This is a genomic window from Kitasatospora setae KM-6054, assembly GCF_000269985.1.
Lineage (GTDB): Bacteria > Actinomycetota > Actinomycetes > Streptomycetales > Streptomycetaceae > Kitasatospora > Kitasatospora setae.
The window spans coordinates 8,414,974-8,441,635 of sequence record NC_016109.1 but is presented as its reverse complement, the minus strand read 5'-3'; the positions used below and the strand labels follow the sequence as shown (position 1 = coordinate 8,441,635).

Sequence of the window (26,662 nt, the reverse complement as noted above, 5' to 3'; positions counted from 1 at the left end):
AGCGCTAACAAAGCCTGTCAAGGCGCCGGACACCGCCCCCGCCCCGAAGGCTTCGAAATCTTTCGGTGTTATACGGCCGTAATCAGTCGCAAGTTTCGGCAACTTTTCGGAAACAAGTCATTGACGGCCGCTCCGCGCCGCGCCCATACTCTCCAGCATTCGAACCGCCCCTGCCGACCGCCCCACTCCGGTCACGCCGGCCCCGCCCGCGACCGGGGCGCAGGAGCCGCGGCGCTCCCCCTCTGACGTGCCCCTCACTTCGCGTACCCCCACCCGGGTGTTCCCGGCGACGACGACAGAACAGGAAGTCCTCACGATGATCAGAAAGACCCGCCGCGCGGCCGCCGCCGCGATCGCCCTGGGCGTCGCCCTCGCCGTCACCGGCTGCGCGGGCGGCGGTGAGGAGGGCGGCGGCTCGGCCGGCGGCAAGGTCACGCTGACCCTCTGGGAGAACGCCCAGCCGGGCGCGGGCGCCGAGTACTGGAAGACCGCGGCGGCGGCGTACGAGGCGCTGCACCCGAACACCAAGGTGAACATCCAGACGATCCAGAACGAGGACCTGGACGGGAAGCTGCAGACCGCGCTCAACTCCGGCTCCGCGCCGGACATCTTCCTGCAGCGCGGCGGCGGCAAGATGCAGGCCATGGTGCAGGCCGGCCAGGTCCAGGCGCTGGAGCTGACCGACACCGACCGGGCGAACGCGGGCGCGGCCGGCATCGCCGGCTACACGATCGACGGCAAGGTCTACGCGATGCCGGTCGACACCCAGCCCGAGGGCGTCTACTACAGCAAGGACCTGTTCCAGCAGGCCGGGATCACCGCGCCGCCCACCACGATGGGCGAACTCCAGGACGCCGTCGCGAAGTTGAAGGCGATCGGCGTCGCGCCGATCGCGGTCGGCGCCAAGGACGCCTGGCCGGCCGCGCACTGGTACTACAACTTCGTCCTGCGCGAGTGCGGCCAGGACACCCTGAAGAAGGCCGCCGCGTCGCTGAAGTTCGACGACCCGTGCTGGACCAAGGCCGGCGAGGACCTCGCCGCGTTCCTGAAGACCGAGCCCTTCCAGCAGGGCTTCCTGACCACCTCCTCGCAGCAGGGCGCCGGCTCGTCCGCGGGCCTGGTCGCCAACCACAAGGCGGGCATGGAGCTGATGGGCAACTGGAACCCCGGCGTGATCGCCAGCCTGACCCCGGACCAGGAGCCGCTGCCCGACCTGGGCTGGTTCCCCTTCCCGGCCGTGCCGGGCGGGAAGGGCGACCCGGCCGCCATCATGGGCGGCCTCGACGGCTTCTCGCTGTCCAAGAAGGCGCCGAAGGAGGCCCTCGACTTCCTGCGCTTCCTGGTCACCGCGGAGCAGCAGAAGGCGTACGCCAAGGCGTTCGTCGCCATCCCGGTGAACCAGGAGGCCCAGGCGGGCGTCACCGAGCCCTACAACGTGTCGGCGCTCCAGGCGTTCAACAAGGCCCCCTACTCGGTGCTGTTCCTCGACACCGAGTACGGCCAGAACGTCGGCAACGCGATGAACACCGCCGTGGTGAACCTGCTGGCCGGCAAGGGCGGCGCGGCGGACATCGCCAAGGACACCAACGCCGCCGCCGCGAAGGGCTGAGTGCGCACACGATGAGCAACACCCTGGGTACGGAGCCGGTCGACGGCCCCCAGTCGCAGGGCACGCCCCGAGCCGGGCGCGCGGCCCCGTCCGCGCGCCCGGCCCCGCGGCCGGCGGCCCCCCGCCGCCGGCGCGGCCGTGCCAAGCTGCGGTTCGAGATCGCGGTGCTGTCCGGACCGGCGGTCCTGGTCTTCCTGGCGTTCGTGATCTTCCCGGTGGCGCTGGCCGCGTTCTACGGCTTCTACCGGTGGCACGGCTACGGGCCGCCCACCGACTGGGTCGGCCTGCGGAACTACCGGCTGATCCTCACCGACCCGGCGTTCCAGCAGGTGCTGTGGCACACCGGGGTGATCCTGGTGCTCTCGCTGGCCGTCCAGGGGCCGCTGGCGATCGGCCTGGCGCTGCTGCTCAACCAGCGGATCCGCGGCCGCTCGGCGATCCGGATCCTGATCTTCGTGCCGTACGTGGTCTCCGAGGTCATCGTCGGCACCGGCTGGAGCCTGATGCTCCAGAGCAACGGCGCGCTCAACGACCTGCTGGCCCACGTCGGCCTGGGCTTCCTGCGGGCCGACTGGCTGGCCGACCCGGACCTGGCGATCTGGACGCTGCTGGGCATCATCTCGTGGAAGTACATCGGCTTCGCGGTGATCCTGATGCTCGCGGGCCTGCAGTCGATCCCGGAGGAGCTGTCCGAGGCCGCCCAGATCGACGGCGCCTCGTACTGGCAGATCCAGCGGCTCGTCACGCTGCCGCTGCTGGGGCCGACGATCCGGATCTGGGCGTTCCTGTCGATCATCGGCTCGCTGCAGCTGTTCGACCTCGTCTACATCATCTGGGGCCCGTACGTGGCGGGCACCGCGGGCACCTCGACCATGGCGATCTACATGGTCGGCCAGGGCCGCAACGCGGGCAACTACGGCTACGGGAGCGCGATCGCGGTCGTGATGTTCCTGATCTCGCTCGTCGTCGCCCTGCTCTACCAGCGCTTCCTGCTCCGCCGCGACCTGCGGGGCGCCCTCACCGAAGGAGCCTCCTGATGCGCGCGCGGACGGCCGAGCGGCCGCAGAAGTGGGGCAACCCCTTCACCTACTTCGTCGCCCTGCTGTTCATCGGCCTCTGCGTGGCGCCCGTGCTCTACATCGTGCTCGGCGGGTTCCGCACCAACGCGCAGATCAGCACCAGCCCGGCCGGCCTGCCCGAGCCCTGGGTGGCCGGCAACTACCTTGACGTGCTGGGGTCGGTGACGTTCTGGGGCGAGTTCGCCAACTCCCTGGTGGTGGCGCTCGCCAGCACCGTGGGCACGGTGGTCCTGGGCCTGATGGTGAGCTTCGTGCTCGCCCGCTACGACTTCAGGTTCAAGGGGGCGATGTACTCGCTGTTCGCGGCCGGCCTGATGTTCCCGATGGTCATCGCGATCACCCCGCTGTACATCGTGGTCAAGAACCTCGGCCTGGTCGACAACCTGCTCGGCGTGATCGTCCCGCAGATCGCCTTCGGCCTGCCGACCACCGTGATCATCCTGGTGCCGTTCCTGCGGGCCATCCCGCGGGAGATCGAGGAGGCCGCCGCGATCGACGGCACCGGCCGGCTCGGGTTCTTCTTCCGGATGGTGGTCCCGCTGTCGCGCCCCGGCGTGGTGACGGTCGGCATCCTCGGTTTCATCGGCAGCTGGAACAACTACGTGCTGCCGCTGTACGTGCTGAACTCGCAGGCGAACTTCACCCTGCCGCTCGGCGTCCAGGCGTTCTCCTCGCAGTACTCCGTCGACACCGCGAAGGTGCTCGCCTTCACCTCGCTCGCCATGCTGCCCGCGATGGCGTTCTTCGCCGCCTTCGAGAAGAAGATCGTCGGCGGCCTGACCGGTGCCGTGAAGGGCTGACCCCGCCCCGCACCGCACCGACCCGCTGAAAGGACCCGCTGTGCCCCGCGCCCACATCGCACTCGACCGGAAGGCCGTCGTCGGCCCCGTCCGGCGCCGCACCTTCGGCTCGTTCGTCGAGCACCTCGGCCGCTGCGTGTACACCGGCATCCACGAGCCGGACCACCCGACCGCGAACGAGGACGGCTTCCGGACGGACGTCGTCGAGCTGGTGCGGGAGCTCGGGTCCACGACCGTCCGCTACCCCGGCGGGAACTTCGTCTCCGGTTTCCGCTGGGAGGACTCGGTCGGCCCGCGCGAGCACCGGCCGGTGCGGCGCGACCTGTCCTGGCACTCGCTGGAGTCCAACCAGGTCGGCCTGGACGAGTTCGCCCGCTGGCTCAAGCTCACCGGCTCCGAGCTGATGCTGGCCGTCAACGTCGCCACCCGCGGCATCCTGCCCGCGCTGGACCTGCTGGAGTACGCCAACCACCCGTCCGGCACCGCGCTCTCCGACCTGCGGATCGCCAACGGCACGCCGGAGCCGCACGACGTGCGGATGTGGTGCCTGGGCAACGAGATGGACGGCCCCTGGCAGACCGGCTTCATGACGGCGGACGACTACGGCAAGATCGCCGCCCGGACCGCCGCCGCGATGAAGGCCGCCGACCGGGACCTCGAACTCGTGGTCTGCGGCTCCTCCGGCTCCGGCATGCCGACCTTCGGCGACTGGGAGCGGACGGTGCTGGAGCACTGCTACGACCACGTCGACTACGTCTCCTGCCACGCCTACTACCAGGTGCACGACGGCGACCTCGGCTCCTTCCTGGCCTCGTCGCTCGACATGGAGTTCTTCATCGACACCGTGCTCGCCACCGCCGACCACGTCGGCCACAAGCGGCAGTCGAAGAAGCGGATGAACATCTCCTTCGACGAGTGGAACGTCTGGTACCTGGAGGAGCACAAGGCGTCCGACGAGGTCAACCACGAGTGGCGGCACGCCCCCCGGCAGCTGGAGGACGTCTACACGGTGGCGGACGCCGTGGTGGTCGGCAACCTGCTGATGACGCTCCTCAAGCGCAGCGACCGGGTCACCTCGGCCTCGCTGGCCCAGCTGGTCAACGTGATCGCCCCGATCATGACCGAGCCGGGCGGTCCGGCCTGGCGGCAGACCACCTTCCACCCGTTCGCGATCACCAGCCGGCTCGCCTCCGGCGAGGTGCTCCGGCCGCTGGTCGACGCGCCGACCTACCCGACGGCGCGGCACGGCGAGGCGCCGCTGGTCGACGCGGTCGCGACCGTCGACGACGGCCGGGCGGCGGTCTTCCTGGTCAACCGCGACCTGTCCGAGCCGGCCCGGGTCACCGTCGACGTCCGCTCCCTGGGCCTGTCCCGGGTCACCGAGGCGCTCACCCTGGCCGACGCCGACCCGTACGCGCAGAACACCCTCGCCGACCCGCTCCGGGTCGTCCCGGCCGCGAACACCAGCGCCGTCCTGGCCGACGGCGTGCTCGACGTCGAGCTGCCCCCGGTGTCCTGGACGGCGATCGCCCTCGGCTGACCGGCGGCCCGCAGCAGCCCTTCGAAAGGACCGCCCCGTGCGGACGTACGACAATCCCGTGATCCCCGGGTTCCACCCGGATCCCAGCGTCTGCCGGGTCGGTGACGACTACTACCTGGTCTGCTCCAGCTTCGAGTACGTCCCCGGGCTGCCGCTCTTCCACAGCCGGGACCTGGTGCACTGGCGGCAGCTCGGCAACGTGCTCGACCGCCCCGGGCAGCTGCCGCTGCCGCTGCCCGGCAGCACCGCCTCGCGCGGCCTGTACGCACCGACGATCCGGCACCACGGCGGCCGGTTCCGGGTGGTCTGCACCAACGTCACCTCCGGCGGCAACTTCGTCGTCAGCGCGGAGCGGCCCGAGGGCCCCTGGTCGGACCCGGTGTGGATCGACCTGCCCGGCATCGACCCGGACCTGGCCTGGGAGGAGGACGGCACCTGCTGGGCCGCCTCCACCGCCCCCGGCATCCACCTCACCCGGATCGACCCGGCCACCGGCGAAGTGCTGGAAGGCCCCTTCCCCACCTGGTCCGGCACCGGCCTCACCTGGCCCGAGGCCCCGCACCTGTACCGGATCGGCGACTGGTGGTACCTGCTGATCGCCGAGGGCGGCACCGAACGCGGCCACGCCGTCTCCGTCGCCCGCGCCCGCTCCCCGCGCGGCCCCTGGGAGGGCGCCCCGGCCAACCCGGTGCTCTCCGCCGCCGGCACCGACCGGCCGGTCCAGAGCACCGGCCACGGCGACCTGGTCACCGCCCCCGACGGCAGCTGGTGGATGGTCCTGCTCGGCACCCGCCCGCGCGGCTTCTCCCCCGGCTTCCACGTGCTCGGCCGGGAGACCTTCCTCACCCCCGTGACCTGGGACGAGGACGGCTGGCCGGTCGTCGCACCGGTCCGGGAGCGGCACCCCGCGCCCGGCGGCGCCTGGCACCCCTTCCCCGCCCCGCCGGCCCGCGACGACTTCGACGCCCCCGTCCTCGCCCCGCACTGGATCTCCCCGCACGCCCGGCCGGACGGCTCCTGGTCGCTGACCGAGCCCCCCGGCCGACTCACCCTCACCGCCACCGGCCCCACCCTCGACCGCCCCGGCCACACCTTCGTCGGCCGCCGCCAGCAGCACCACGACTGCCGCGCCGCCACCCGGATCGACCCCGGCACCGGCCGGGGCGGCCTCAGCGTCCGCCTGGACGAGGCCCACCACTACGACCTGGAGGCCGGCGCCGGCGAGGTCCGCGTCATCGCCCGGATCGGCCCGCTGCGCCAGACCCTGGCCCGCCGCCCGGTCCCGCCCGGCCCGCTCACCCTGACCGTGACCGTCCGCACCACCCAGCTGGTGCCCCCGTCCCCCGAACTCGCCGGCACCGAGCCCTTCGGCCCCGACACCGTCGCCTGCTGGCTCGGCGACCCCGACACCCCCGGCGCGCGGCCGCTCGCCGAACTCGACGGCCGCTACCTCTCCACCGAGGTCGCCGCCGGCTTCACCGGACGCGTCATCGGCATGTACGCCACCGAGGGCACCGTCGCCTTCGACTGGTTCGACTACCGCCCGGCACCGTAGCCCCCGGTCCGCCGATCGCTAAGCTGCCGGAACGGGAGTGCGACGGTCTTGGAGGGGCGACTTGCCGGGCGAGTGGATCAGGGTACCGGTCGGCGAGGACTCGACACGGTGGACCACCCGCGGCGGCTGCCGCCAGGTCCTGCTGGTCGTCCACAACGTCACCTCGGCGACCCGGCTGCTCGATGTCGTCGGCCTGTTCCGCGACGACCTGCGCGTCCAACTGACGGCCACCTGCCCGGGCACCTCGCCTTTCCGGTCCGGTCTTCCGGAGCTCCTCGCCGCGCTCGGTGTGCCGGTCCTGCCCTGGGAACAGGCCCTGGCCGTCTCGCCCGACCTGGCGGTGTCCGCCAGCTTCGGCGGCCGACTCCGGGAAGTGAAAGGCGCGTTGGCCATCATTTCGCATGGCGTTGGCTACAATAAAAAGCTTGCGACGACCGGGAGCCGGGAGCCGGGAGCCGGGAGCCGGGAGCCGGGAGCCGGGAGCCGGGAGCCGGGAGCCGGGAGCCGGGAGCCGGGAGCCGGGAGCCGGGAGCCGGGAAAGGTGCCCACGTTCGGGATGTCGCCGGAGTGGCTGCTGGACGAGCACGGGGAGCCGATCGCCGACGCGCTGGTGCTGTCGCACCCCGATCAGCTCGACCGGCTCGCCGCGGCGTGTCCGGAGGCCGCGCACACGGGGGTGCTGGGCGGTGACCCGTGCTTCGACCGGATCCTGGCGGCCCTCCCCCGGCGGGACGCGTTCCGCCGGGCGTTCGGGGTGCGGTCCGGCCAGCGGCTGCTGGTGCTGAACTCGACCTGGAACCCGACCTCGCTGTTCGGCGACGGCGGCCCGGACGACGTGCTGCCGCTGCTGCTGTCCCGGCTGCCGGAACTGCCGTTGGACGATTACCGGGTGGCGGTGGTGCTGCACCCCAACGTGTGGCACGGCCACGGCCCGGGGCAGGTCCGGCTGTGGCTGGACGGGGCGCGCCGGGCGGGGGTGGCGCTGGTGGATCCGGTGGCGGACTGGCGGCAGGCGCTGATCGCGGCGGACGCGGTGGTGGGCGACTTCGGATCGGTCAGCTACTACGCGGCGGCGCTCGGCACGCCGGTCGTGCTGGCCGCGACCGGGCCGTCCGTGATCGATGACGGGTCACAGGTCGCCGCGTTCGTCCGGGAGGCGCCGGGGCTCGACCCGTACACCGCGCTCGGCCCGCAACTGGACGCCCTGCTCGACAGCGGTGAAGTCCCTTCCGGTCCAGGTGAGTTGACGTCGTCCGACCCCGGCCGGTCGGCCGCCCTGCTGCGTTCGCTGTTCTACCGGTTCCTCGGCCTGACCGAGCCGCCCGGGCCCGCGCTGCTGGATCCGCTGCCGCTGCCCGCGTACCAGCCGGCCGTGGTGACGGCCCCGGTCCGGGTGCTGACCCGGACCGGCGGGGACGGCGCGGTGGAGGTGCGGCGCTTCGCGGCGGCCCGCCACGAGCCGGCGGGGCCGGGCGCGGCGCACCTGGTCGTGCACGAGGACACCCTGGACCCGGGTGCCCTGGCGCTCGCCGACGTGATCGTCCGGCACGGGGACGCCGCCGACCCCCGGCTCGGCCCGCCGCTGCTCTGGGCCGAGCAGACGCTGCGCCGCCACCGCTCGTGCGCGCTGGCCGTGCAGGTGACCGGGCCGGCCACCTGCACGGTCCGGCACCGCTCGGGTGCGGCGCTGGAGCTGGCGGGCGACTTCGACGGAGTCGACCCGGCGGCGGCGGCCTCCGCGCTGCTGGCCGCCGGGCTGCCGGCCGCCGGGCCGCTGCCGGGGGTGCTGACGGTCCGTTCCGGCACCGCGATCCACCGGGTGACGGTCACTCCGGCTCGTTGACGCACAGCGCGCGCAGCACTCCGATCGGCACCAGGTGGAAGGTCGCGCCGCCGCGCTCCAGCAGCACGGCGGCCTCGTCCAGCAGCGGCAGCGCGTCCGGCCCGCGCCGCTGCTCGATCAGGGTCTGCGCCAGGTCGGTCAGCGCCCGGGCGAGGTTGTACGCCTCGTCGGTCTCCCGGAAGAACGCCACCGCCTCCTCGATCGCCACCCCGGCGGGCTCGAAGCGGCCCAGTCCGCGCAGCGCCCGGCCCCGGTGGCGGCCGAGCAGGGCGCGGGCTCGGGGCAGGTCGGCCTGGCCGCTGTCGCCCTCGGCGATGCCGTCGAGCAGTCCGAGGGCCCGGTCGAAGCACTCCAGTGCGTCGTCCCAGTCCCACTGGCGCAGCCGCAGCAGGCCGAGTGTCTCGACGGCGGTGGCCTGTCCGCGCAGGTGGCCGTCCTGCTCCTCGGCGTCGGCGGCGAGCACGAGGTGCCGTTCGGCCTCGCCGTACTCCTGCGACTCGGTGAGCGCGAAGGAGAGTTGGACGTGCATCCGGGCGGCCGTCCGCGCGCCGGTCTCCGGTGCGGCGGCCGCCCGGGCGCCGGCCCGCAGGGCGGGCAGCAGTTCGTCGTGCCGGCCCGCCTTCAGCTGGAGGGCCCACAGGGCTTCGACCAGCTGGCAGACCGTCCCGGGGACGGCGAACTCCTCGGCGGCGGCCACCGCCTCGACCAGGTTGGGCAGTTCGGCGCCGAGCACCGCCAGGGCGGCGGCCTCGTCCAGGTAGCCGTCGGGGCCGATCTCGGCGTACAGCGGGCCGAGGTGCCAGCGCTGCGGGAGCGCCGCGTGGTCGGCGCCGACGGCCAGCCGCAGGTAGTGGTCGACGGTGCGGTGCACGGCGGTGGCGCAGGCCGCGAGCCCGTCCTCCCGCACCGCCGCGGCCTCGGCGTGGCGGCGGACGGCCGGGCGGTAGCGGTGCCGGCCGTCCAGGGCGGTCTCCAGCAGTGCGGCGGCGGCGAGGTCGTCGAGCGCCTCGGCCGCGTCCGCCTCGCTCAGGCCGGTGGCGGCCGCGGCGGCCCGGGCGTCGATCGCGGGCCACGGGCGCAGCGCGCACCGCCGGTACGCCAGTGCGGAGTTCGGGGCGAGGCGGGCGTACCGGTCGGCGGTCGCGGCCTCGACCGGGTCGGTCGGGACCTGCCCGGCGAGCGCGCGCGGTGCGGCGTCGCCGAGGACGGGGGCGGCGGCGCGCAGCGCGAACGGCGAGCCCGCGCAGCGTTCCAGGACGCCGGGGAGGGCGGCCTTGGCGGCGGTGACGGCGTGCTTGCCCGCGAGGTCGGTGAGCAGGCGGCGGGCGTCCTTGTCGGCGAGCGGGCCGACCGGGATGTTCAGCGCGTCCAGTCCGGCCAGTGGGCGGCGGGCGGTGACGACGGTGAGCACGCCGGGGGCGGCGGTGAGCAGCGGACGGACCTGGGCGGCGGAGTGGGCGTGGTCGAGGACGACCAGCAGGCGGCGGGTGGCGAGCAGCGCGGCGAACAGTTCGGCGCGGTCCTCGATACCGGCGGGCAGGTGGTCGGCGGGGACGCCGAGCCGGCGCAGGAAGCGGCGCAGCACGGTCGCCGGGTCGGCCGCGCCCTGCGGGCCGGCGGCGCGCAGGTCCGCGTACAGCTGCCCGCCGGGGAAGCGGTGGGCCTCGCGGGCGCCCCAGTGGATCGCCACCGCGCTGGTGCCGATGCCGTCCGGGCCGTGCAGCAGCACCTGCCGGGGGCGGCCGTCGGCCTTGCGCCCGGCCTCCTTGTCGAGTGCGGCGAGCGGCTCCTTGCGGTCGGTGAAGTACCGGGTGGAGGCGGGCAGCAGCCGGGGCACCGCGTCCGCCGGGGCCGGCGCGCCGTCGGCCAGGCCGCTCATCCAGGCGGCCAGCGCCCGGGCCCGCTCCGGGTCGTTGCGCGCCCCCTCGACCAGCAGCCGGGCCAGCTCCGCACGCTCCTCCGCCCCGGCCGGGGCAGCGACCTGACGCCCGGTCATCCGCTGCGCGAGGTTCCCGACCGACTCCCAGGCCCACTTCCCCGCCTCCCCCGCCATCGCCGAGCCGACCGCGCCCAGCACCCCCGTGACCGCCGTGACCGACAGCGGATCGATCATGCCCCCGCACCCCCAGAACCGTGCCCGGCCGGCCACCGCCGCCCGCATGCGCCACCTGACGGGCCCCACCGTAGCCTGTGCGCCACGCACCGTCAGCACACGCCCGCCCGCTCCCCCGTCGCGACGCCGTCCTCCCCGGCCGGGCCCCTGGACCGCACCGGGTCGGCCGGAGACGCCACGGGGTGACTGTGACCTGGGGTTTCGCGGCTGCCGGGGAGGGGTCGGCTGCGTGTTCGTCGTCCCGGGCCGCCCGGCGTCAGGAGAGCGTGAGGATCCCGACGCCGACCGTCAAGGAACCGTACGAGCGGCTCCCGCGAGCCCGGGCAGCCCGGACGATCCCGGTGACAGCACTTCAGGCCCGCGGAGGTCACCGATGCCCGCCCCCACCGATCCGGCACCCGCCGGGATCCCCGCCGTCCCCGCCTCCGAGGCGCCCAGGGTGCCCGGAGCGCCCGGGGACGCTTCCGCCCCGGACGAGCGGCACCGGCTGACCGCGCTGGGCGGCCTGGCCGCACTGTCGCTGGACGCGATGGCCTCGGTGGCGTACGGCCCCGAGTCGATCGTCCTGGTGCTGGCCGCGGCCGGCTCGTACGGGCTGGGGTTCACGCTGCCGGTGACGGTGGCGATCGCGGTGCTGCTGGCGGTGCTGGTCGCCTCCTACCGGCAGGTGATCGCGGCGTTCCCGGACGGCGGTGGCGCGTACGCGGTGGCCAGGGCCCACCTGGGGCGGCGGGCGTCGCTGGTCGCGGCGGCGTCGCTGGTGGTGGACTACGTGCTGAACGTCGCCGTCTCGGTGACGGCCGGGGTGGCCGCGCTGGCCTCGGCGTTCCCCGGCCTGTACGGGCAGCGGGTGTGGCTGTGCCTGGGCGTGCTGGTGGTGGTGACGGCCGTCAACCTGCGCGGGATCGCCGAGTCGGCGCGCTGGTTCACGGCGCCGACGGCGGTGTTCGTGCTCGCGGTCCTGGCGGTGATCGCGGTCGGCCTGTTCCGGGACGTCCCCGCCTCCACGGCGGCCGCCGCCGGGCACGCCGCGCCGCTCGCCGACGGTGCGGGCACGGTCGGCGCGCTGCTGCTGCTCAGGGCTTTCGCCGCCGGCTGCTCGGCGCTGACCGGCGTCGAGGCGATCGCCAACGCCGTCCCCTCGTTCCGCGCGCCCCGGGTGCGGCGGGCCCAGCGCACCGAGGTCGCGCTGGGCGCGCTGCTGGGTGTGATGCTGGTCGGTCTGGCGGTGCTGATCGGCCGTTTCCACCTGCGCCCGGTCGAGGGCGTGACCGTGCTGGCGCAGCTCACCGACGCCTCGCTCGGCCACGGGTTCGCCTTCTACGTCGTGCAGTTCGCCACCGTGGCGCTGCTCGCGCTGGCCGCGAACACGTCCTTCGGCGGCCTGCCGGTGCTGCTGCGCCTGCTGGCCCGCGACAACCACCTGCCGCACGTGTTCGCGCTGCGCGCCGACCGGCAGGTGCACCGGCACGGCGTGCTGTTCCTGGCGCTGGTGTCGGCGCTGCTGCTGGTCGGCTCGGGCGGTGACGTGAACAGCCTGGTGCCGCTGTTCGCGATCGGCGTGTTCGTGGGTTTCACGCTCTGCCAGGCGGGCATGGTGCGGCACTGGCTGGCCCGCGGCGAGCGGGCCAGGGCCGCGCTGAACGGCTTCGGGGCGCTGCTCACCGCCGTCGCCGCGGTGGTCGTCACCGGTGGCAAGTTCGCCGAGGGCGCCTGGGGCGTCTGCGTCGCCCTGCCGCTGCTCGTCCTGCTCTTCGAGGCGGTCCACCGCGCCTACGCCCGGCTCGCCGTCCGCCTGGAGCTCGGCCGGATCCCGGCCGCGGTGACCCGGCAGCGCTCGCTCGTGCTGGTCCCGGTGCACGGCATCACCCGGCTGACCCGGGACGCCCTGTGCGCGGCCCTGTCGCTCGGCGACGAGGTCCGGGCCGTCACCGTGGTCCCCACGGCCCCGGACGCGGAGGACCGGCAGGCCGTCGAAACCCTGCGCCGCGACTGGGAGTCGTGGCAGCCGGGCGTCCCGCTGACCGAACTCGCCGACCCGCACCGCCGCCTCGGCCAGCCGATCGCCGCCCACGTCAACGCCCTCGCCGCCGAACGCGCCTACGACCGCCTCACCGTCCTGATCCCGGAGGCCGAACCGCCGCACTGGTGGCTGCGCCTGCTCCAGAACCAGCGCGGGGCCGTCATCGCCCACGCCCTGCGCCGCCACACCGACACGGTGGTCTGCCGACTGCGGACGCGCGTGTAGCCCCCCGGCGCCCCGGCCGCGCGTCCGGGGCCCCTCACCCCTCGATTCGCCCCTCGATTCACACCTCGATCTGCGAGCCCATGATCACCGTCCGGTCCCGGGGCAGGCCGAAGTACTCGGCGGCGTCCGCCGTGATGTACGAGGTCGCGATGAACAGGCGTTTGCGCCAGGGCGCCATGGTCGGCAGCTTGCCCCGCCGCAGCTCGATCTTCGACAGGAAGTAGGAGGCCCGGTCGAGGTCCAGGGGCCCCTCGGTGTCGGCGGGGTCGAGCAGGGCCAGCACGGCCGGCACGTCGGGGGTCTCCATGTAGCCGAAGCGGGCGGTGACGTGGATGATGCCGTCCTCGCCGTAGCCGAGGTCGTCGACGACGCAGCGCTCCGCCACCGGGACGCGCGGGACCGGCTCGGTCCTGATCGACAGGATCACCAGGTGGCTGTGCCGGACGTGGTTGTGCTCGACGTTCGCGCGCAGTGCCAGCGGGGTGGTCTCCTTGCCCCGGTTGAGGAAGACCGCGGTGCCGGGGATCGGGGTGGCCGGCACCCGCCCGTCGTGCAGCCGGTCGACGAACTCGCGCAGCGGGCCCTCGCGCCGCTCCCGCTCGGCGGTGACGGCGCGCCGGCCGCGCTGCCAGGTGGTCATCACGGTGAACGCGACCAGGCCGATCAGCAGCGGCAGCCACGCGCCGTGGAAGAACTTGGTGGCGTTCGCCGCCACGAACAGCAGGTCCACCGTCAGCAGCGCGGTCGCGCCGGCGGCGACCAGCCACACCGGGGTGTGCCAGCGGGTCCGGGCGACGTGGAAGAACAGCAGGGTGGTGATGGTGATCGTGCCGGTGACGGCCATGCCGAAGGCGAAGGCGAGGGCGGCGGAGCTGCGGAAGGCGAAGACCAGGGTGAGGACGGAGACCATCAGCAGCCAGTTGATCCACGGCACGTAGATCTGGCCGATCGTCGACTCCGAGGTGTGCGCGATCCGCAGGCGCGGCAGGTAGCCGAGCTGGGCGGCCTGCGAGGTGACCGAGTACGCGCCGGTGATCACGGCCTGCGAGGCGATCACGGTGGCGGCGGTGGCCAGCAGCACGATCGGCCAGCGGGCCCAGCCGGGGGCCAGCAGGAAGAACGGGCTGCTGATGTCGGCCGGGTCGTCCAGGATCAGCGCGCCCTGCCCCAGGTAGCTGAGGATGCAGGCGGGGAAGACCAGGAACAGCCAGCCGCGGGTGATCGCGGGCCGGCCGAAGTGCCCCATGTCGGCGTAGAGCGCCTCCGCGCCGGTGACCGCGAGGACGACGGCGGCGAGCGCGAAGAACGCCGTCCCGAAGTGGCCGACGAAGAAGCCGAGCGCGTACGTCGGCGACAGCGCGCGCAGGATCTCCGGGTGCCCGGCGATGCCGCGCACCCCGAACGCCCCGACCGCGGTGAACCACAGGATCATCACCGGCCCGAACACCCGGCCGACGGCCGCCGTGCCCCGGCGCTGCGCGAGGAACAGCAGCACCAGGATGCCGGCCGTCAGCGGCACCACCGCCTCCTTGAGCGAGGGCTGGACGACTTCCAGGCCCTCCACGGCGGACAGCACCGAGATCGCCGGGGTGATCATGCTGTCGCCGAAGAACAGCGCCGCGCCGAAGATCCCGAGCACGGTCAGCACGGTCGCGGTCCGCCGTCCCGCCTTGGCGCCCGACCGCCGGATCAGGGTGATCAGCGCCATGATGCCGCCCTCGCCCTCGTTGTCGGCGCGCATCGCCAGCAGCACGTAGGTGACCAGGACGACGACCACCACCGACCAGAAGACCAGCGACACCACGCCGTACACGTTGTCCGTGCTCACCGGCACCGGGTGCGGGTCGTCCGGGTTGAAGACCGTCTGCAGGGTGTAGATCGGGCTGGTCCCGATGTCCCCGAACACCACCCCGAGCGCCCCGACCACCAGCGCCAGGCGGGCGGGGCCCCTCACCCCCGGGTGAAGGGCCGGGGAACCGCGATCGGTCATGGTGACCGCCTTCCTTACGATCGTCTTCCGCCCTTGCCGGTCAAGAACCGACCGGATCCGAACGTACGGCAGTTCGGCACCGCCGCGCGCCCCGCCCCACCGCCGGGCGCGCCTCCCGCTCCCCCGCTCAGCCGCTCCCCCGCTCAGCCGGTCCGCCGGTACGCGCCGGGGGCGAGCCCGTGCACGCGCTTGAACGCGTGGGCGAACGCGAACTCGGAGGCGTAGCCGACCTGGGCGGCGACGGCGCGCAGCGGCGCCTCGGTCTCCCTGAGCAGCCGGGCCGCCCGGGTCAGCCGCCACCAGGTCAGGTAACCGAGCGGCGGGCGGCCGGTGGTGGCGCGGAAGCGCCGGGCGAACGCGGCCCGGGAGAGGCCCGCTTCGGCGGCCAGCGACGCGACCGTCCAGGGGGCCGCCGGGTCCCGGTGGACGGCGTGCAGCGCGGCGGTGACCGCCGGATCGCCGAGGGCCGCGGCCCAACCGGTGGCGCGGCCGCCGCCGGCGGGCGGTTCGGCGAACCCGATCCGCAGGATGTACATCAGCAGCGCGTCCAGCAGCGCGGGGACGGCGACGTCGCCGCCCAGCCGCGGTTCGCCCAGCTCGGCGGCCAACAGCCTTAGCGCGGCGTGCAGTTCGGGGTGACGCTCCGGATCGGCCGGCAGGTGGACGGTGTCCGGGAGGGTCAGCAGCAGGGGGTGGGTGCGGGCCGGGTCGAGCCGGTAGGCGCCGCAGAGCAGCACGGTGGCCGGGCCGTCGCCGTCGCTGTCTCCGTCTCCGCCGCCCGCCTCGGCGTACCGCGGCAGCGGTTCGGGGTCGTCGGGTGAGCAGGCGGACGGCGCGACGGCGGTGCCGGGGTGGTCGGCGAGCGTGTGCCCGGTGCCGTTGGGGAGGAACAGCACGTCGCCGGTGCCGAGTTCGAGCGGTTCCGCGTCCGGGCGCAGCAGCCAGCAGCCGCCCTCCAGGACCACCTGGAAGCCGGCCGACCCCGGCACCGGGGCGAACCGCTGGGCCCACGGCGCGTGCCACCGCACGTACGCCGAGCGGGGGCGGCCGGTCCTGGCCACCGTGACCACGTCGCTGAGCACGTCCACGCGGCGAGCCTACCGCCCGGCCCGCGAGACGGACGCGCATGAACGGGGCACTCCGGCGCATGGATCGTCTCGCCGGGCGGCCGTAGGTTTCCGGCATGACCACGAATCGGCACGTGCGGCAGACCCGGCAGGTGCGGCGGATGAGGGCCGCGCGGTTCCACGCGTTCGGCGGGGTGTCCGTGATCGGCCACGACGAGGTGCCGCGGCCGCGCCCGGGGGCCGGGGAGGTGCTGGTGCGGGTCGCGGCGACCTCGTTCAACCCGACCGAGGCCGCGCTGCGCGCGGGACTGCTGCAGGGCTTCCGGCCGGTGGAACTGCCCTACACGCCGGGCTGGGACGTCGCCGGCACAGTGGCCGAACTCGGCCCGCACACCGGCGGGTTCGCGGTCGGCGACCGGGTGGTCGGCTGGCTGGACAGGGCGGGGGCGGCCGCCGAGTACGTCCGGGCGCCGGCCGGGTCGCTGGTGGCGGCGACGGTGTCCGTCCCGCTGGCGCACGCGGCGGCCCTGCCGCTGGCGGGGCTGACGGCCTGGCAGGCGGTGGTCGAGCAGGCGGAGGTGACGGCCGGCCGGCGGGTGCTGGTCAACGGCGCGGGCGGCGGGATCGGCGGTTTCGCGACCCGGTTCGCCAAGCGGGCCGGGGCCGAGGTGATCGCCACGGCGGGGCCGCGCAGCGAGCGGGCGGTGCGGCGGCAGGGGGCGGACCGGGTGGTCGACTACACCGCGGGCCCGGTGGCCGCCGCGCTGGACCGCCCGGTGGACGTCCTGCTCAACCTCGTCCCGCTGAGCCCGTCCGACGCCGCCGCGCTGGCCCCGGCGGTCCGGCCGGGCGGACGGATCGTCTCGGTCGCCACCCCGATCGAACCGGTCGCGGGCAGCGGGGTCCGCGCGACGCACCTGATCGCCCGCAACGACCCGGCCCGACTGGCCGCCCTGGTGGCCCTGCTGGACGCGGGCGAGCTCACCCTCGACATCAGCGCCACGCACCCGCTGTCCGACCTCGCCGACGTCCACCTGCGCAGCGCGGCGGGCCTGCTCCGCGGCAAGGTGCTGCTCACTCCGTGAGCCCGGTGGTCCGGTGGTCCGGTGGTCAGCCGCCGTCCCCGCCTTCGCCTTCGCCGAGCGGGTCAGGCGGCCTCGACCGGGAGTTCGGCGAGCCGCCACTCCAGCATGCCGTCGTCGAGCCGGACGGCCCGGCGGCCGCGGGCGCGCAGCAGGCGGACGGCGTCGTGGGCGAGCGCGCAGTAGGCGCCGCGGCAGTAGACGACGACCTCGGTGTCGGCGGGCAACTCGCCGATCCGGTCGGCGAGTTCCTCGACCGGGATGGAGAGCGCGCCGGGGATGTGGCCGGCCGCGTACTCCTCGGCGGGGCGGACGTCGAGCGTGACGACCCGTCCGGCGGCGGCGCGTTCGCGCAGTTCGGCGCGGGTGAGCGGGTCGTCCTCGGCCGGGCCGAGGTAGGCGGCGCTGGCGGGGGCGACGGCGGCCTGGTGGCGGGCGGCGACCTCGCGGAGCTGGACGAACAGCGCGGCGACGTCGTCCCCGGCGAGGCGGTAGTGGATGCGGACGCCGTCGCGGCGGGTGGCGACGAGTCCGGCCTGCTTGAGGGTCTGCAGGTGGGCGGAGGCGGTGGTGAGGTTGAGGCCGGCGGTCCTGGCGAGGTTCTCGACGGTGCGCTCGCCCTGGGCGAGCAGGTCGAGCAGTTCGAGCCGTTTGCCGTTGGAGAGGGCCTTGCCGGTGGCGGCGAACGCCTCGTACAGCTCGGTCTTCGCGGCCCGGTCCGCCATGGCGGCCACCCCTTCCTCTCGCATTCTATGGAATAAGGGTACTCTCCTCGTCCGGGGCGGCGCGCAGCGCCGGAACCGCCCGCCGCATCCCGACGTACAGCAGGGCCGCCAGCGCCTGGAGCGCGGCGATCGCGAGCAGGAAGCCCCGGGCAGTGCCCGGGCCGGCCGCCGCGGCGAGGGCGGCCCCGGCCGCGGCGGCGGAGATCTTCAGGCCCGCGCCCAGCGTGAAGACCTGGGGCCGTCGGTGCGGCGGGGAGTACGCGGCGCGGATCCGCAGCGTCGCCGTCAGCACCAGGCCGTCCCCGGCCCCCGCCAGGGCGAAGCCGCCCACCGCGACCGGCAGCGCCGGCACCGCCGCCGCGAGGGCGAGGCCGGCGCCCGCGAGCGACAGCCCGGCCACGGCGAGCCGCTGCGGCGCGGTCCCGACCCACGGGCCGGTGAGCAGCAGCGATCCGGCCAGCGCGCCGAGCGCGAACGCGGCCGTCAGCAGGCCGCCCGCCTCGGCCCGGCCGAGCCGGGCGGCGAGCAGGACGCCGGTGGTGGTCAGCGCCCCGAGCCCGAGGAAGGCCAGGCCGGTCGCGGCGCTGACCGCCCGCAGTTCGACCACCCGCCACACCGTCCGTACCCCGTCGGCCAGTTCCGTCCGCAGCCGGGACGACCCCGCCCCCGCCACCGGGGCCGGTTCCGGCAGCCACGGCACCAGCGCCGCCGCCCCGGCCGCCACCACCGCCAGTGCCCACATCGCCGCCTCCGGCGACCACCCGGCGCCGACCGCCGCGACGGCCCCGGGCCCGGCCATCCCGGCCGCGTTGTACGTCACCGCGTCCCACGCCCGCGCCCGTTCGTCCCCGCGGGTGGCGGAGTCGCCGGAACCGCCGCGGGGCAGTCGACCGAGCAGCGCGGAGAGCCCGCCCGAGACGACCGGCCCGCAGCAGCCGCCGGCCGCGGCGGCCACGAGGGCGAGCGGCAGCGGGAGGCGGCCGAGGACCGCGGCGAGGACGGCGAGGGTGGCGGCGAAGCCGCCGATCGCGGCGGCGTGCAGCAGCCGGGGGCGGCGGGTGCGGGCCGCGAGCGCGCCGACCAGCGGGGCGGCGAGGACGTGCGGGGCGGTCCAGGCGGCCAGGACGAGCGCGCCGGGCGCCGCGCTGCCGGTGCGCGCCAGCGCGAGCAGGACGATCGCCACGGCGGCGCCCTCGTCGGCCAGCCGGGCCAGGAACGCGACTCCCAGGTAACGCGGCAGCATGGCGGCCCATCCCCTCCGGTAACGTCTTGCTTGTCGAAGGCATTACATCAGCAGGGTGCGCACCACCCCGAGGAGGAGACCGACGTGAGCAGCCCGGGCTTCCGGCCCGCCCAGCGCCTGATCGACCTGGCGAACGCCGTCCGCACCCACCCCGACCTGCCGCGCGCACTCGCGGTGCGCCTGCTCGTCCGGCACGGCGAACGCCCGGCGGAGCTGGCACCCGACGCGTTCACCGACGCCGACCTGTCCGAACTGCGTGACGCGGCAAGGCAGTTGGCCGACCTGCTGGCCGAACCCGACCCGGACGCGGCCGCCGCCGCACTGAACGCGACGCTGGCCGCGCACGCCGTCGCCCCCCGCCTGTCCCGGCACGACGGCCACGCCTGGCACCTGCACGTGGACCGCGCGGACGCCGGCTGGGGCGAGTGGCTGCTGGCGTCGAGCGCGCTGGCCCTGGCCCAGCTCCTGACCGAGCACGGCCGCCCGGTCTGGGGCGAGTGCGCGGCCCCCGGCTGCCGCACCCTGCACCTCGGCCCCGGCCCGGGCAGCCCCCGCCGCTACTGCTCCCCGGCCTGCGCCTCCCGCACCCGGGTCGCCGAGCACCGCCGCCGGCGCGCGGCCGCGCAGGACGGCGCGGGGGGCTGACCCCGCGTCAGGCTTCAGCGTGGGCACGACGGAACGAGACGGGCCGCCGAGGGGAGACTAGGAGTTGGTCAGTGGGGTCACCGTGCGGACCCCGGCACCACGCCGACCGGTCCGGGCCGCCGGCGCCCGGCGAACACAGCCCGGGCGGCTACCGGCCGTACGGCTCCGCCGGCCCGGCCCGGCGCCGGCGGATCCCGTTCCACCGGGAGCCCGGCTTCCCGCCGGACGGGATCGCCACCGTCCCGGCGGACCCGCAGGCCGACGCGCTCGGCCGCACAAGCCGGTCGACGTCGCCGAGCGGGCGATCGGGGTCCGCACCCCCGGGATCGACCTGACCCCGGAGGAGCGCTTCGAGGTCGTCGGCGACGTCGTCTTCGACCTCGGTCATGCCACCGACGCCCACCTCAGGTGGGGCGACCACGAGGGGCACCAGGGGTCCCCGGCCCGCGCCGGGTGGCGCCGTCTCAGCGCCCGTGGCGGGCGCCGACCGCCTCGCGCCGCTCCTGCCCGGCGGAGGGGCGGGCGGGGCCGGCGCTTCCGGCGGCCCCGCCCGCCCCTCCGGCGGACGCGGATGCGGACGCGCGGTGCCGGCCGCGGCGGGCCGGGGCGCGGGTCGCGGTGACGGCGGCGGCGAGGATCAGGGGGGCGAGCAGCAGGGCCATGGTGAGTTGCATTGCGGTGCCTCCGGGGGTCCGGTTCCTGCTGGTGCGGTTACCCGCCCTCGGCGCGGCCATGTGGTCGGCCGGGGCGGATCACCCGCCCGGACCGCCGCACGGCCCGGTTCTCGCCCGGTCGGTCGTCCGCCGATCGGAGGTCTTCCCGGGCCGACGATCCGTCAATCTGCCTCTCGGGGGCGCTCGGGCAGCACGATCGGCGCGCCGCCGCCGGGGTGCGCCAGCACTTCGACGGGGTGGCGGTAGACCCGGCTGAGCAGTGCGGCGTCCAGGACGTCGCCGGTGGGGCCGACGGCGACGGTGCGCCCGGCGTCGAGCAGGGCGATCCGGTCGGCGTGGGCGGCGGCCAGGGTGAGGTCGTGCAGGACGACGACCACGCCGCACCCGGCGGCGGCACGTTCCCGGGCGATCCGCAACACGAGTTCCTGATGGCGCAGGTCGAGCGCGGCGGTGGGTTCGTCGAGCAGCAGCAGCGCGGTGTCCTGGGCGAGGATCCGGGCCAGGGCGACCCGGGCGCGTTCGCCGCCGGAGAGCGCGGTGAACGGGCGGCGGGCGAGGTGGGCGCAGTCGGTGGCGGCCATCGCGGCGGTGACGGCGGCCTCCTCCCCGGCGGCGGAACGGGTGCCGGTCCACGGGGCGCGGCCCATCCGGACCACCTCGGCGGCGGGGAACGGGAAGGACACCTCGTGGGTCTGGGTCAGCAGGGCGCGGCGGCGGGCGAGTTCGAGCGGCTTGTACGCGGCCAGCGGGCGGCCGTCGATCCGGACCTCGCCGCGGGCCGGGCGCCGGTCGCCGGCCAGCACGGACAGCAGGGTGGACTTCCCGGCGCCGTTGGGCCCGAGCAGGGCGAGGATCTCCCCGGCGCGCACGGTCAGGTCGACGCCGGCCAGCAGCTCGCGTCCCCCGGCGGCGTAGCCGATGCCCTCGGCTTCGAGCAGTGCGGTCATGCCCAGCCTCCCTGGCGGCGTCGGGTGCGGCGCAGCAGCCAGAAGAAGAACGGGCTGCCGATGAGTGCGGTGAGGACGCCGAGCGGGAGTTCGGCGGGTGCGGCCAGGGTGCGGGCGGCGAGGTCGCCGGCCACCAGGACGAGCGCGCCGCCGACGGCGGAGGCGGGCAGCAGGAAGCGGTGGCCGGGTCCGGCGAGCATCCGCAGCAGGTGCGGGACGACCAGGCCGACGAAGCCGATGATGCCGCTGACGGCGACGGCGGCGGCGGTGAGCAGCGCGACGACGGTGATCAGCACGATCCGCATCCGTTCGACGTCGACGCCCAGGTGCCGGGCGGGGCGCTCGCCGAGCGCGAGCAGGTCGAGGCGGCGGGCGTGGCGGGGGGCGACGGCCAGGCCGAGGGCGGCGAACGGCAGTACGGCGAGCACCTTCGTCCAGCTCGCCTGGGAGAGCGAGCCGAGCTGCCAGAACGTCACCTGGCTGATCGCGGCGGTGTCGGCGGTGAACAGCAGCAGGCCGATCAGGGCGCCGCAGAACGCGTTGACGGCGACGCCGGTGAGCAGCAGGGTGACGACCTCGGTGCGGCCGCCGCTGCGCGACATGGCGTAGACGACGCCGACGGTGAGCAGTCCGGTGGCGAACGCGGCGGCGGTGACCGTCCAGGAGCCGAGGGCGTCCAGGCCGAGCACGATGCAGCCGACGGCGCCGACCGCGCCGCCGGAGGAGACCCCGATCACGGCGGGTTCGGCCAGCGGGTTGCCGAACACGCCCTGCATCAGGGCCCCGGCGCAGCCGAGCGCGGCGCCGACCAGCAGGGCGAGCGCCACCCGGGGCAGCCGGACGTTCCACAGCACCGATTCGGGGACCCGTTCCAGCGGGTGGCCACCGAGGTGGGCGCGGTGGGCGAGCGAGGCGAGGATGTCGCCGAGCGGGATGGCGTACGCGCCGGTGCCGGCGGCGAGCAGCGCCACGGCGAGCAGCGCGGCGGCCAGGCCGCCCAGCAGCAGCGGCCGGCGGTCGCGGACGGGCCGCTCGGCCGGCGGCGCGGCGGGGGCGGTGGCGGTGTTCTCGGGCAGGGTGGCGGTCACTTGGCGTCCCGGTGCAGCTGGGTGGCGAGGTCGCGCAGCACCTGGGGGGTGCGCGGGCCGTAGGAGAGCAGGCGGCCGTCGTCGATGGAGACGATCCGGCGGTCGAGTCCGGCGGGGGTCTGGGCGACGCCGGGGAGTTTCAGCATGCCGTCGACGCCGCCGACCGAGTCCAGGCCCTTGCGCATCACCAGGATGGCGTCGGGGGCGGCCTTGACCAGGGCCTCGCTGGTGAGCGGGGTGAAGTCGCCGGTGAGGTGGGCGGCGGTGCCGGCGTCCTCGCCGCCGGCGGCCTCGATCAGCGAGGGCGCGCCGGAGTCGGGGCCGCCGAGCAGGAAGACCGAGGCGCTGCCGCGCAGGTAGAGGAAGGCGACCTTGGGGCGGGTGGCCCCGGTGGCGGGGAGGTGGGCGCGGACCTCGTCGATCCGGGTCCGGGTGCGCTCCTTGAGCCGGGCGCCGGCGTCGGGGACGCCGAGGGCGGTGGCGACGGCGTCGATCCGGGTGTCGATGTCGGCGAGCTCCTTGGGGTCGTCGAGGACGATCAGCGGGACGCCGGCGGCCCGGATCTGTTCGACGGCCTCGGCCGGGCCGGTGCTGCGGTCGGCGAGCACGACGGTGGGGCGCAGCGAGAGCACGCCCTCGGCGGAGACCTCGTGGGCCTGGGTGATGACGGGGAGTTTCGCGGCCTGTTCGAAGGTGGTGGAGACGTCGCGGGCGACGGCGCGGCCGCCGAGGCCGAGGCTGAAGACCAGTTCGGCGAGGCTGCCGTTGAGCGGGATGATCCGCTCGGCGCTGGCGACGGTGACCTGCCGGCCGTCGGCGGAGGGGACGGTGACGGGCAGTCGGGGGACGGGGATGTCGGGGAGCGGCTCGATCCGGTCGGGGTCGGCGGGGGCGGCGGCGCCGGGGGCGGCGGGGGCGGCCTGGCCGGTGGCGCAGGCGCTCGCGCCGAGCAGGAGTCCGAGGACGGCGAACGGGACGGCGAGCCGGACGGCGGGGGCGGTTCTGGTCCGGTCGCGGAGGGTGCGGGTCAACCTCGGGCCTTTCTCGGTGCGTTGACGTCCCGTCGAGGCCGACCCGGGGGGTCGTGGGCGGAACACTTGACTCATATATTAGGTTAGCCTTACCTCAATTCGGCAAGGGGGTGGTTCCCCTGCACCCCCTGCCACCTGCCCGCTTTCCCCTCCGCCGAGGAGTGATCCGCCATGCCCGTCTCCGGACGGCCCCCCGTACCGCCCCGCCGCCCGGCCGCCCGGCTCCGCACCCCGCGCGCGCTCCTCGTACTGCCGCTCGCCCTGCTGCTCACCCTCGCCTGGCTCCCCGGCCGGGCCGCCGCGGCCGACCCGGCGGTCTCCGGCGGCCGGCTCGACTGGGGGATCAAGCAGTCCTTCCTCACCTACGTCACCGGCCCGGTGGCGCACGGCAGCTGGGCGCTGACCGGCGGCGCGGCCACCGTCGGCGGCTCGCTCTTCCGCTTCCACTCGGCGACCGGCGGCTACGACCCGGCCACCGGCGCGCTCTCCGCCGCCTTCCGCGGCGGCGTCCGCTTCACCGGCCACCGGGAGAACGGCGCCGACGCGCTCGACCTGGCGATCTCCCGGCTCACCGTCCAGGCCGGCGCGGACGGCGGCGCCGCCCTGTACGCCGACGTCAGCTCCAAGTCCCGGCAGACCGGCCAGACCTCCAGCGCGAGCCAGGCCCGGATCGCCGACCTCTCACTGGCCGGCGTCTCGCTGAAGAACGCCTCCGGCACCCTGACCCTGAGCAACGTCCCCGCGACCCTCACCGGCGCCGGGGCGAACGCCTTCGGCGGCTTCTACCCGGCCGGCACCGCGCTCGACCCGCTGACCTTCTCGGTCACCCTGAAGGCCCCGGCCGCCGACCCGGCACCCACGCCCACCCCGACGCCGACCTCGACGCCGACGCCCACCCCGACGCCGACGCCCGCGGAGACCGCCGCCGCCACCGCGCTCGACCGCGGCGCGTTCGACTGGGGCGTGCGCCGCACCTTCCGCGACTACGTCACCGGCTCGATCGCCAAGGGCGCCTGGCAGCTCGCCGACGGCGCGGCCGACGGCGGGGCCTTCTTCCGCTGGACGCCCGCCCGCGGCAGCTGGGACCCGGCCACCGGCACCCTCGACGCGCGCTTCACCGGCACCGTCCGCTTCACCGGCCTGCGCGAGGGCGACACCGACGGCCTCGACCTGACCCTCGCCAACCCCCGCCTCACCACGGCCGGTTCCGCGGGCCGGCTCACCGTCGACGTCTCCGGCCGCACCCCCGACGGCGCCACCCACACCGCCGCGCCCGTCGAGCTCGCCACCTTCGACGCGAGCCGCCTGGGCACGGCGGACGGCCTCCTCACCGCCACCGACCTGCCGCTCACCCTCACCGCCGCCGGCGCGGGCGCCTTCGGCAACCTCTACCCGGCCGGCACCGAGATGGACCCGCTGACGGTCAACCTCCCGCTCACCGCGACCGCCACCGTCCCCCCGCTGCCCGACCTCGGCCCGACCGCGAGCCCGACGCCGTCCCCGGCACCCGCGCCGGACGCCGCCGCCCCGGTCGCGGCCGCCGCCTCCCCGTCCACCCCGATCGGCCCGGTCACCGCCCTCGCCGCCGTCCTCCTCGCCGCCGCGGCGGCCGCCACCACGATCGTCCTGCGCCGCCGCAAGCGCCCCTGAGCCGACGGGCCGCGCCCCGCCACTCCCCACTCCCCCTCGTTCCACCCCACCGAATCCCGGAGCCACACCCATGTCGCACTCCCCCGCCCGCCGCCGCAACCGCACCCGGCTGGCCGCCCTCGCCGCCGCGACCGCGGGCCTCGGCCTGACCGCCTTCGGCCTGCCCTCCCTCGCCTTCGGCGCCGGCGCGCCCGGCACCGTCAGCTACGACGCCGGCTCGCTGGACTGGGGCGTCAAGGCGAGCTTCCGCAACTACGTGACCGGCCCGGCCGGCGGCGGCAGCGTCGCGCTGAGCGGCGGGGCGACCGTCAACCCGGACGGCACCTACCACTTCGGCCTCGCCTCCCCCGCGAGCTACGACCTGACGAACCACCGGCTGGACGCCGCCTTCGACGGCGGGATCCGCTTCCTGGCCCACGACGGCGCGCTGGACGTCGCACTGAGCGACCTGAGGATCACCACCTCGGGCACCACCGGCACCCTCACCGCCGACACCGCCTCGAAGGAGAGCATCGGCGCCGCCGCGCCGACCCTCCGCCAGGACGTCCCGCTGGCCACCTTCACCGTCGCCCGCGACACCACCGCCGGCGGGGCCACCGCCGCCACCCTGACCGCCGACGGCGCCAAGGCGTTCGCGGGCTTCTACCCGGCCGGCACCGCCCTCGACCCGCTGTCGATCGTCCTCAAGCAGACCCCCGCCCCCTCGCCGTCGCCGTCGCCGTCGTCGTCCGCCTCGGCCTCGCCGTCCGCCTCGGCCTCGGCCTCCGCCACCGCCGAGCCGTCCACCTCCGCCGAGCCCAGCACCTCGCCCGAGCCGTCCGGGTCGCCCTCCACCTCCCCGTCCTCCTCGCCGTCCCCCTCCGCGTCCGCGTCAGCGTCCGTGTCCACCCCGGCCGGGCACGAGCTGCCGGTCGTCGACGGGCGGCTGGAGTGGGGCGTGCAGTCGGACTTCGTCGCGTACGTGACGGGCCCGGTGTCGGGCGGCAAGGTGGAGTTCGGCGGCGGGGCGGCCGACTACCGGTTCGGTTCGGGCAGCGGCTCCTACCGGACGGACACCCACGCGCTGGCGGTGGACTTCGCCGGTTCGGTGCGCTTCCTCGGGCACCAGGGCGCCGACGGCGCCTACCAGTTGGACACCACGCTGGCGAACCTGCGTCTGCGGGTGGACGCCTCCGGGGCGTACCTGGTGGCCGACGTGCACGCGGCCTCGCTGAGCGGCGGGGCGCCGGTCGAGCTGACCGGGGCCCGGATAGCCAGGCTGGACGTCTCCAAGGCCGACTTCACCCCGGTGAACGGCGTGGTGACGCTGCGCCAGGTGCCGGCGGCGCTGACGGCCGAGGGCCGGCCGGTGTTCGGCCAGTACCCGGAGGGCAAGGCGCTGGCCCCGGTGACGGCGGTGCTCTCCTTCGACCAGGACGCCGCCCTGCCGTCCACCGCCCCCTCCGCCACCCCGTCCACGGGTGCCACCACCGGCACGGGCACCAGCGGCGGCACCGGCGGCGCGGGTACGACCGGTGGTGCCACCCTCACCACCTCCGGCGGCACCGGCGGCGAACTGGCCTTCACCGGCGGCGGCACCGACACCGTGCCGCTGCTGGCCACCGCCGCCGGCCTGCTGCTGGTCGGCGGGGCGACGACCGTCCTGGTCCGCCGCCGCTCGTCGGCCGCCGCCGCCGAGTAAGGCCGCGCCTCCCCGCACCCCAGGGCCCGGACGGATCCCCCCGTCCGGGCCC

General features: G+C 75.5%; 20 protein-coding genes. 11 read left to right on the top strand and 9 right to left on the bottom strand.

The window, feature by feature from the left end; translation table 11 throughout:
• Positions 1 to 316: 316 nt before the first annotated feature.
• From KSE_RS36530 to KSE_RS43190, 6 genes are all read left to right on the top strand, one after another.
• Positions 317 to 1,609: an extracellular solute-binding protein gene (locus KSE_RS36530; RefSeq protein WP_033259547.1), complete on the top strand. Its 1,293-nt coding sequence runs from the start codon at positions 317 to 319 to the stop codon at positions 1,607 to 1,609.
• An 11-nt stretch (positions 1,610 to 1,620) separates the two neighbouring features.
• Positions 1,621 to 2,646: a carbohydrate ABC transporter permease gene (locus KSE_RS36525; protein ID WP_014140431.1), complete on the top strand. Its 1,026-nt coding sequence runs from the start codon at positions 1,621 to 1,623 to the stop codon at positions 2,644 to 2,646.
• The gene (locus KSE_RS36520) at positions 2,646 to 3,488 is read left to right on the top strand and encodes a carbohydrate ABC transporter permease (protein WP_014140430.1); all 843 of its coding nucleotides are present in this window, start codon (positions 2,646 to 2,648) and stop codon (positions 3,486 to 3,488) included. Before KSE_RS36525 ends, KSE_RS36520 begins: the two co-directional genes overlap by 1 nt.
• 40 nt (positions 3,489 to 3,528) lie before the next feature.
• Positions 3,529 to 5,028: an arabinosylfuranosidase ArfA gene (arfA, locus tag KSE_RS36515; protein WP_014140429.1), complete on the top strand. Its 1,500-nt coding sequence runs from the start codon at positions 3,529 to 3,531 to the stop codon at positions 5,026 to 5,028.
• Between the two features lie 37 nt (positions 5,029 to 5,065).
• Positions 5,066 to 6,583: a glycoside hydrolase family 43 protein gene (locus KSE_RS36510; protein ID WP_014140428.1), complete on the top strand. Its 1,518-nt coding sequence runs from the start codon at positions 5,066 to 5,068 to the stop codon at positions 6,581 to 6,583.
• Between the two features lie 541 nt (positions 6,584 to 7,124).
• Positions 7,125 to 8,426, top strand: a complete 1,302-nt coding sequence (locus KSE_RS43190) for a hypothetical protein (protein WP_158413066.1) — start codon at positions 7,125 to 7,127, stop codon at positions 8,424 to 8,426.
• Here KSE_RS43190 and KSE_RS36500 read toward each other — a convergent pair.
• A complete protein-coding gene (locus KSE_RS36500; RefSeq protein ID WP_033259550.1) occupies positions 8,410 to 10,539 on the bottom strand; it encodes an ATP-binding protein in 2,130 nt (709 codons plus the stop codon). The genes KSE_RS43190 and KSE_RS36500 overlap by 17 nt on opposite strands.
• Positions 10,540 to 10,912: 373 nt before the next feature.
• On the opposite strand from KSE_RS36500, the gene KSE_RS36495 reads away from it, so the two are divergent.
• Complete coding sequence (locus KSE_RS36495; protein ID WP_014140425.1) at positions 10,913 to 12,787, top strand: APC family permease; 1,875 nt, start codon at positions 10,913 to 10,915, stop codon at positions 12,785 to 12,787.
• A 58-nt stretch (positions 12,788 to 12,845) separates the two neighbouring features.
• Here the strand turns inward: KSE_RS36495 and KSE_RS36490 are convergent, their stop codons facing one another.
• Positions 12,846 to 14,777 (bottom strand): potassium transporter Kup, encoded by a 1,932-nt coding sequence (locus KSE_RS36490; protein ID WP_014140424.1) that lies wholly within the window; start codon positions 14,775 to 14,777, stop codon positions 12,846 to 12,848.
• Positions 14,778 to 14,920: 143 nt separating this feature from the next.
• Complete coding sequence (locus KSE_RS36485) at positions 14,921 to 15,865, bottom strand: AraC family transcriptional regulator (protein ID WP_014140423.1); 945 nt, start codon at positions 15,863 to 15,865, stop codon at positions 14,921 to 14,923.
• A 95-nt stretch (positions 15,866 to 15,960) separates the two neighbouring features.
• Between KSE_RS36485 and KSE_RS36480 the strand changes: the two genes are divergently transcribed.
• Positions 15,961 to 16,929 (top strand): NADP-dependent oxidoreductase, encoded by a 969-nt coding sequence (locus KSE_RS36480; RefSeq protein WP_231873282.1) that lies wholly within the window; start codon positions 15,961 to 15,963, stop codon positions 16,927 to 16,929.
• Between the two features lie 62 nt (positions 16,930 to 16,991).
• Here the strand turns inward: KSE_RS36480 and KSE_RS36475 are convergent, their stop codons facing one another.
• Complete coding sequence (locus KSE_RS36475; RefSeq protein WP_014140421.1) at positions 16,992 to 17,651, bottom strand: ArsR/SmtB family transcription factor; 660 nt, start codon at positions 17,649 to 17,651, stop codon at positions 16,992 to 16,994.
• Between the two features lie 25 nt (positions 17,652 to 17,676).
• Positions 17,677 to 18,894, bottom strand: coding sequence for an MFS transporter (locus tag KSE_RS36470; protein ID WP_014140420.1), 1,218 nt, complete (start codon positions 18,892 to 18,894; stop codon positions 17,677 to 17,679).
• 84 nt (positions 18,895 to 18,978) lie between these two features.
• On the opposite strand from KSE_RS36470, the gene KSE_RS36465 reads away from it, so the two are divergent.
• Positions 18,979 to 19,539, top strand: a complete 561-nt coding sequence (locus tag KSE_RS36465) for a CGNR zinc finger domain-containing protein (RefSeq protein WP_033259551.1) — start codon at positions 18,979 to 18,981, stop codon at positions 19,537 to 19,539.
• 464 nt (positions 19,540 to 20,003) lie between these two features.
• Here KSE_RS36465 and KSE_RS36455 read toward each other — a convergent pair whose 3' ends face one another.
• From KSE_RS36455 to KSE_RS36440, 4 genes are all read right to left on the bottom strand, one after another.
• On the bottom strand, positions 20,004 to 20,213 hold the full coding sequence (locus KSE_RS36455; protein ID WP_033259553.1) for a hypothetical protein: 210 nt from the start codon (positions 20,211 to 20,213) through the stop codon (positions 20,004 to 20,006).
• 161 nt (positions 20,214 to 20,374) lie between these two features.
• The gene (locus KSE_RS36450; protein WP_014140416.1) at positions 20,375 to 21,160 is read right to left on the bottom strand and encodes a heme ABC transporter ATP-binding protein; all 786 of its coding nucleotides are present in this window, start codon (positions 21,158 to 21,160) and stop codon (positions 20,375 to 20,377) included.
• Positions 21,157 to 22,248 (bottom strand): FecCD family ABC transporter permease, encoded by a 1,092-nt coding sequence (locus KSE_RS36445; RefSeq protein ID WP_014140415.1) that lies wholly within the window; start codon positions 22,246 to 22,248, stop codon positions 21,157 to 21,159. Before KSE_RS36445 ends, KSE_RS36450 begins: the two co-directional genes overlap by 4 nt.
• Positions 22,245 to 23,279, bottom strand: a complete 1,035-nt coding sequence (locus tag KSE_RS36440) for a heme/hemin ABC transporter substrate-binding protein (protein WP_014140414.1) — start codon at positions 23,277 to 23,279, stop codon at positions 22,245 to 22,247. Before KSE_RS36440 ends, KSE_RS36445 begins: the two co-directional genes overlap by 4 nt.
• A gap of 171 nt (positions 23,280 to 23,450) precedes the next feature.
• Here KSE_RS36440 and KSE_RS36435 point away from each other — a divergent pair, with 171 nt between their 5' ends.
• Entirely contained in the window at positions 23,451 to 24,929 is a 1,479-nt protein-coding gene (locus KSE_RS36435; RefSeq protein WP_014140413.1) for an HtaA domain-containing protein, read from the top strand.
• A 70-nt stretch (positions 24,930 to 24,999) separates the two neighbouring features.
• On the top strand, positions 25,000 to 26,610 hold the full coding sequence (locus KSE_RS36430) for an HtaA domain-containing protein (RefSeq protein WP_014140412.1): 1,611 nt from the start codon (positions 25,000 to 25,002) through the stop codon (positions 26,608 to 26,610).
• Positions 26,611 to 26,662 lie beyond the last annotated feature (52 nt).

What these genes read in the sequence shown, in the direction of transcription:
- KSE_RS36490 (WP_014140424.1), bottom strand. Translation starts at nt 14,777, where the DNA reads ATGACCGATCGCGGTTCCCCGGCCCTTCACCCGGGGGTGAGGGGCCCC.
- KSE_RS36480 (WP_231873282.1), top strand. Translation starts at nt 15,961, where the DNA reads ATGACCACGAATCGGCACGTGCGGCAGACCCGGCAGGTGCGGCGGATG.
- KSE_RS36475 (WP_014140421.1), bottom strand. Translation starts at nt 17,651, where the DNA reads ATGGCGGACCGGGCCGCGAAGACCGAGCTGTACGAGGCGTTCGCCGCC.
- KSE_RS36530 (WP_033259547.1), top strand. Translation starts at nt 317, where the DNA reads ATGATCAGAAAGACCCGCCGCGCGGCCGCCGCCGCGATCGCCCTGGGC.
- KSE_RS36495 (WP_014140425.1), top strand. Translation starts at nt 10,913, where the DNA reads ATGCCCGCCCCCACCGATCCGGCACCCGCCGGGATCCCCGCCGTCCCC.
- KSE_RS36450 (WP_014140416.1), bottom strand. Translation starts at nt 21,160, where the DNA reads ATGACCGCACTGCTCGAAGCCGAGGGCATCGGCTACGCCGCCGGGGGA.
- KSE_RS36470 (WP_014140420.1), bottom strand. Translation starts at nt 18,894, where the DNA reads ATGCTGCCGCGTTACCTGGGAGTCGCGTTCCTGGCCCGGCTGGCCGAC.
- KSE_RS36500 (WP_033259550.1), bottom strand. Translation starts at nt 10,539, where the DNA reads ATGATCGATCCGCTGTCGGTCACGGCGGTCACGGGGGTGCTGGGCGCG.
- KSE_RS36520 (WP_014140430.1), top strand. Translation starts at nt 2,646, where the DNA reads ATGCGCGCGCGGACGGCCGAGCGGCCGCAGAAGTGGGGCAACCCCTTC.
- KSE_RS36455 (WP_033259553.1), bottom strand. Translation starts at nt 20,213, where the DNA reads ATGCAACTCACCATGGCCCTGCTGCTCGCCCCCCTGATCCTCGCCGCC.
- KSE_RS36525 (WP_014140431.1), top strand. Translation starts at nt 1,621, where the DNA reads ATGAGCAACACCCTGGGTACGGAGCCGGTCGACGGCCCCCAGTCGCAG.
- KSE_RS36430 (WP_014140412.1), top strand. Translation starts at nt 25,000, where the DNA reads ATGTCGCACTCCCCCGCCCGCCGCCGCAACCGCACCCGGCTGGCCGCC.
- KSE_RS36435 (WP_014140413.1), top strand. Translation starts at nt 23,451, where the DNA reads ATGCCCGTCTCCGGACGGCCCCCCGTACCGCCCCGCCGCCCGGCCGCC.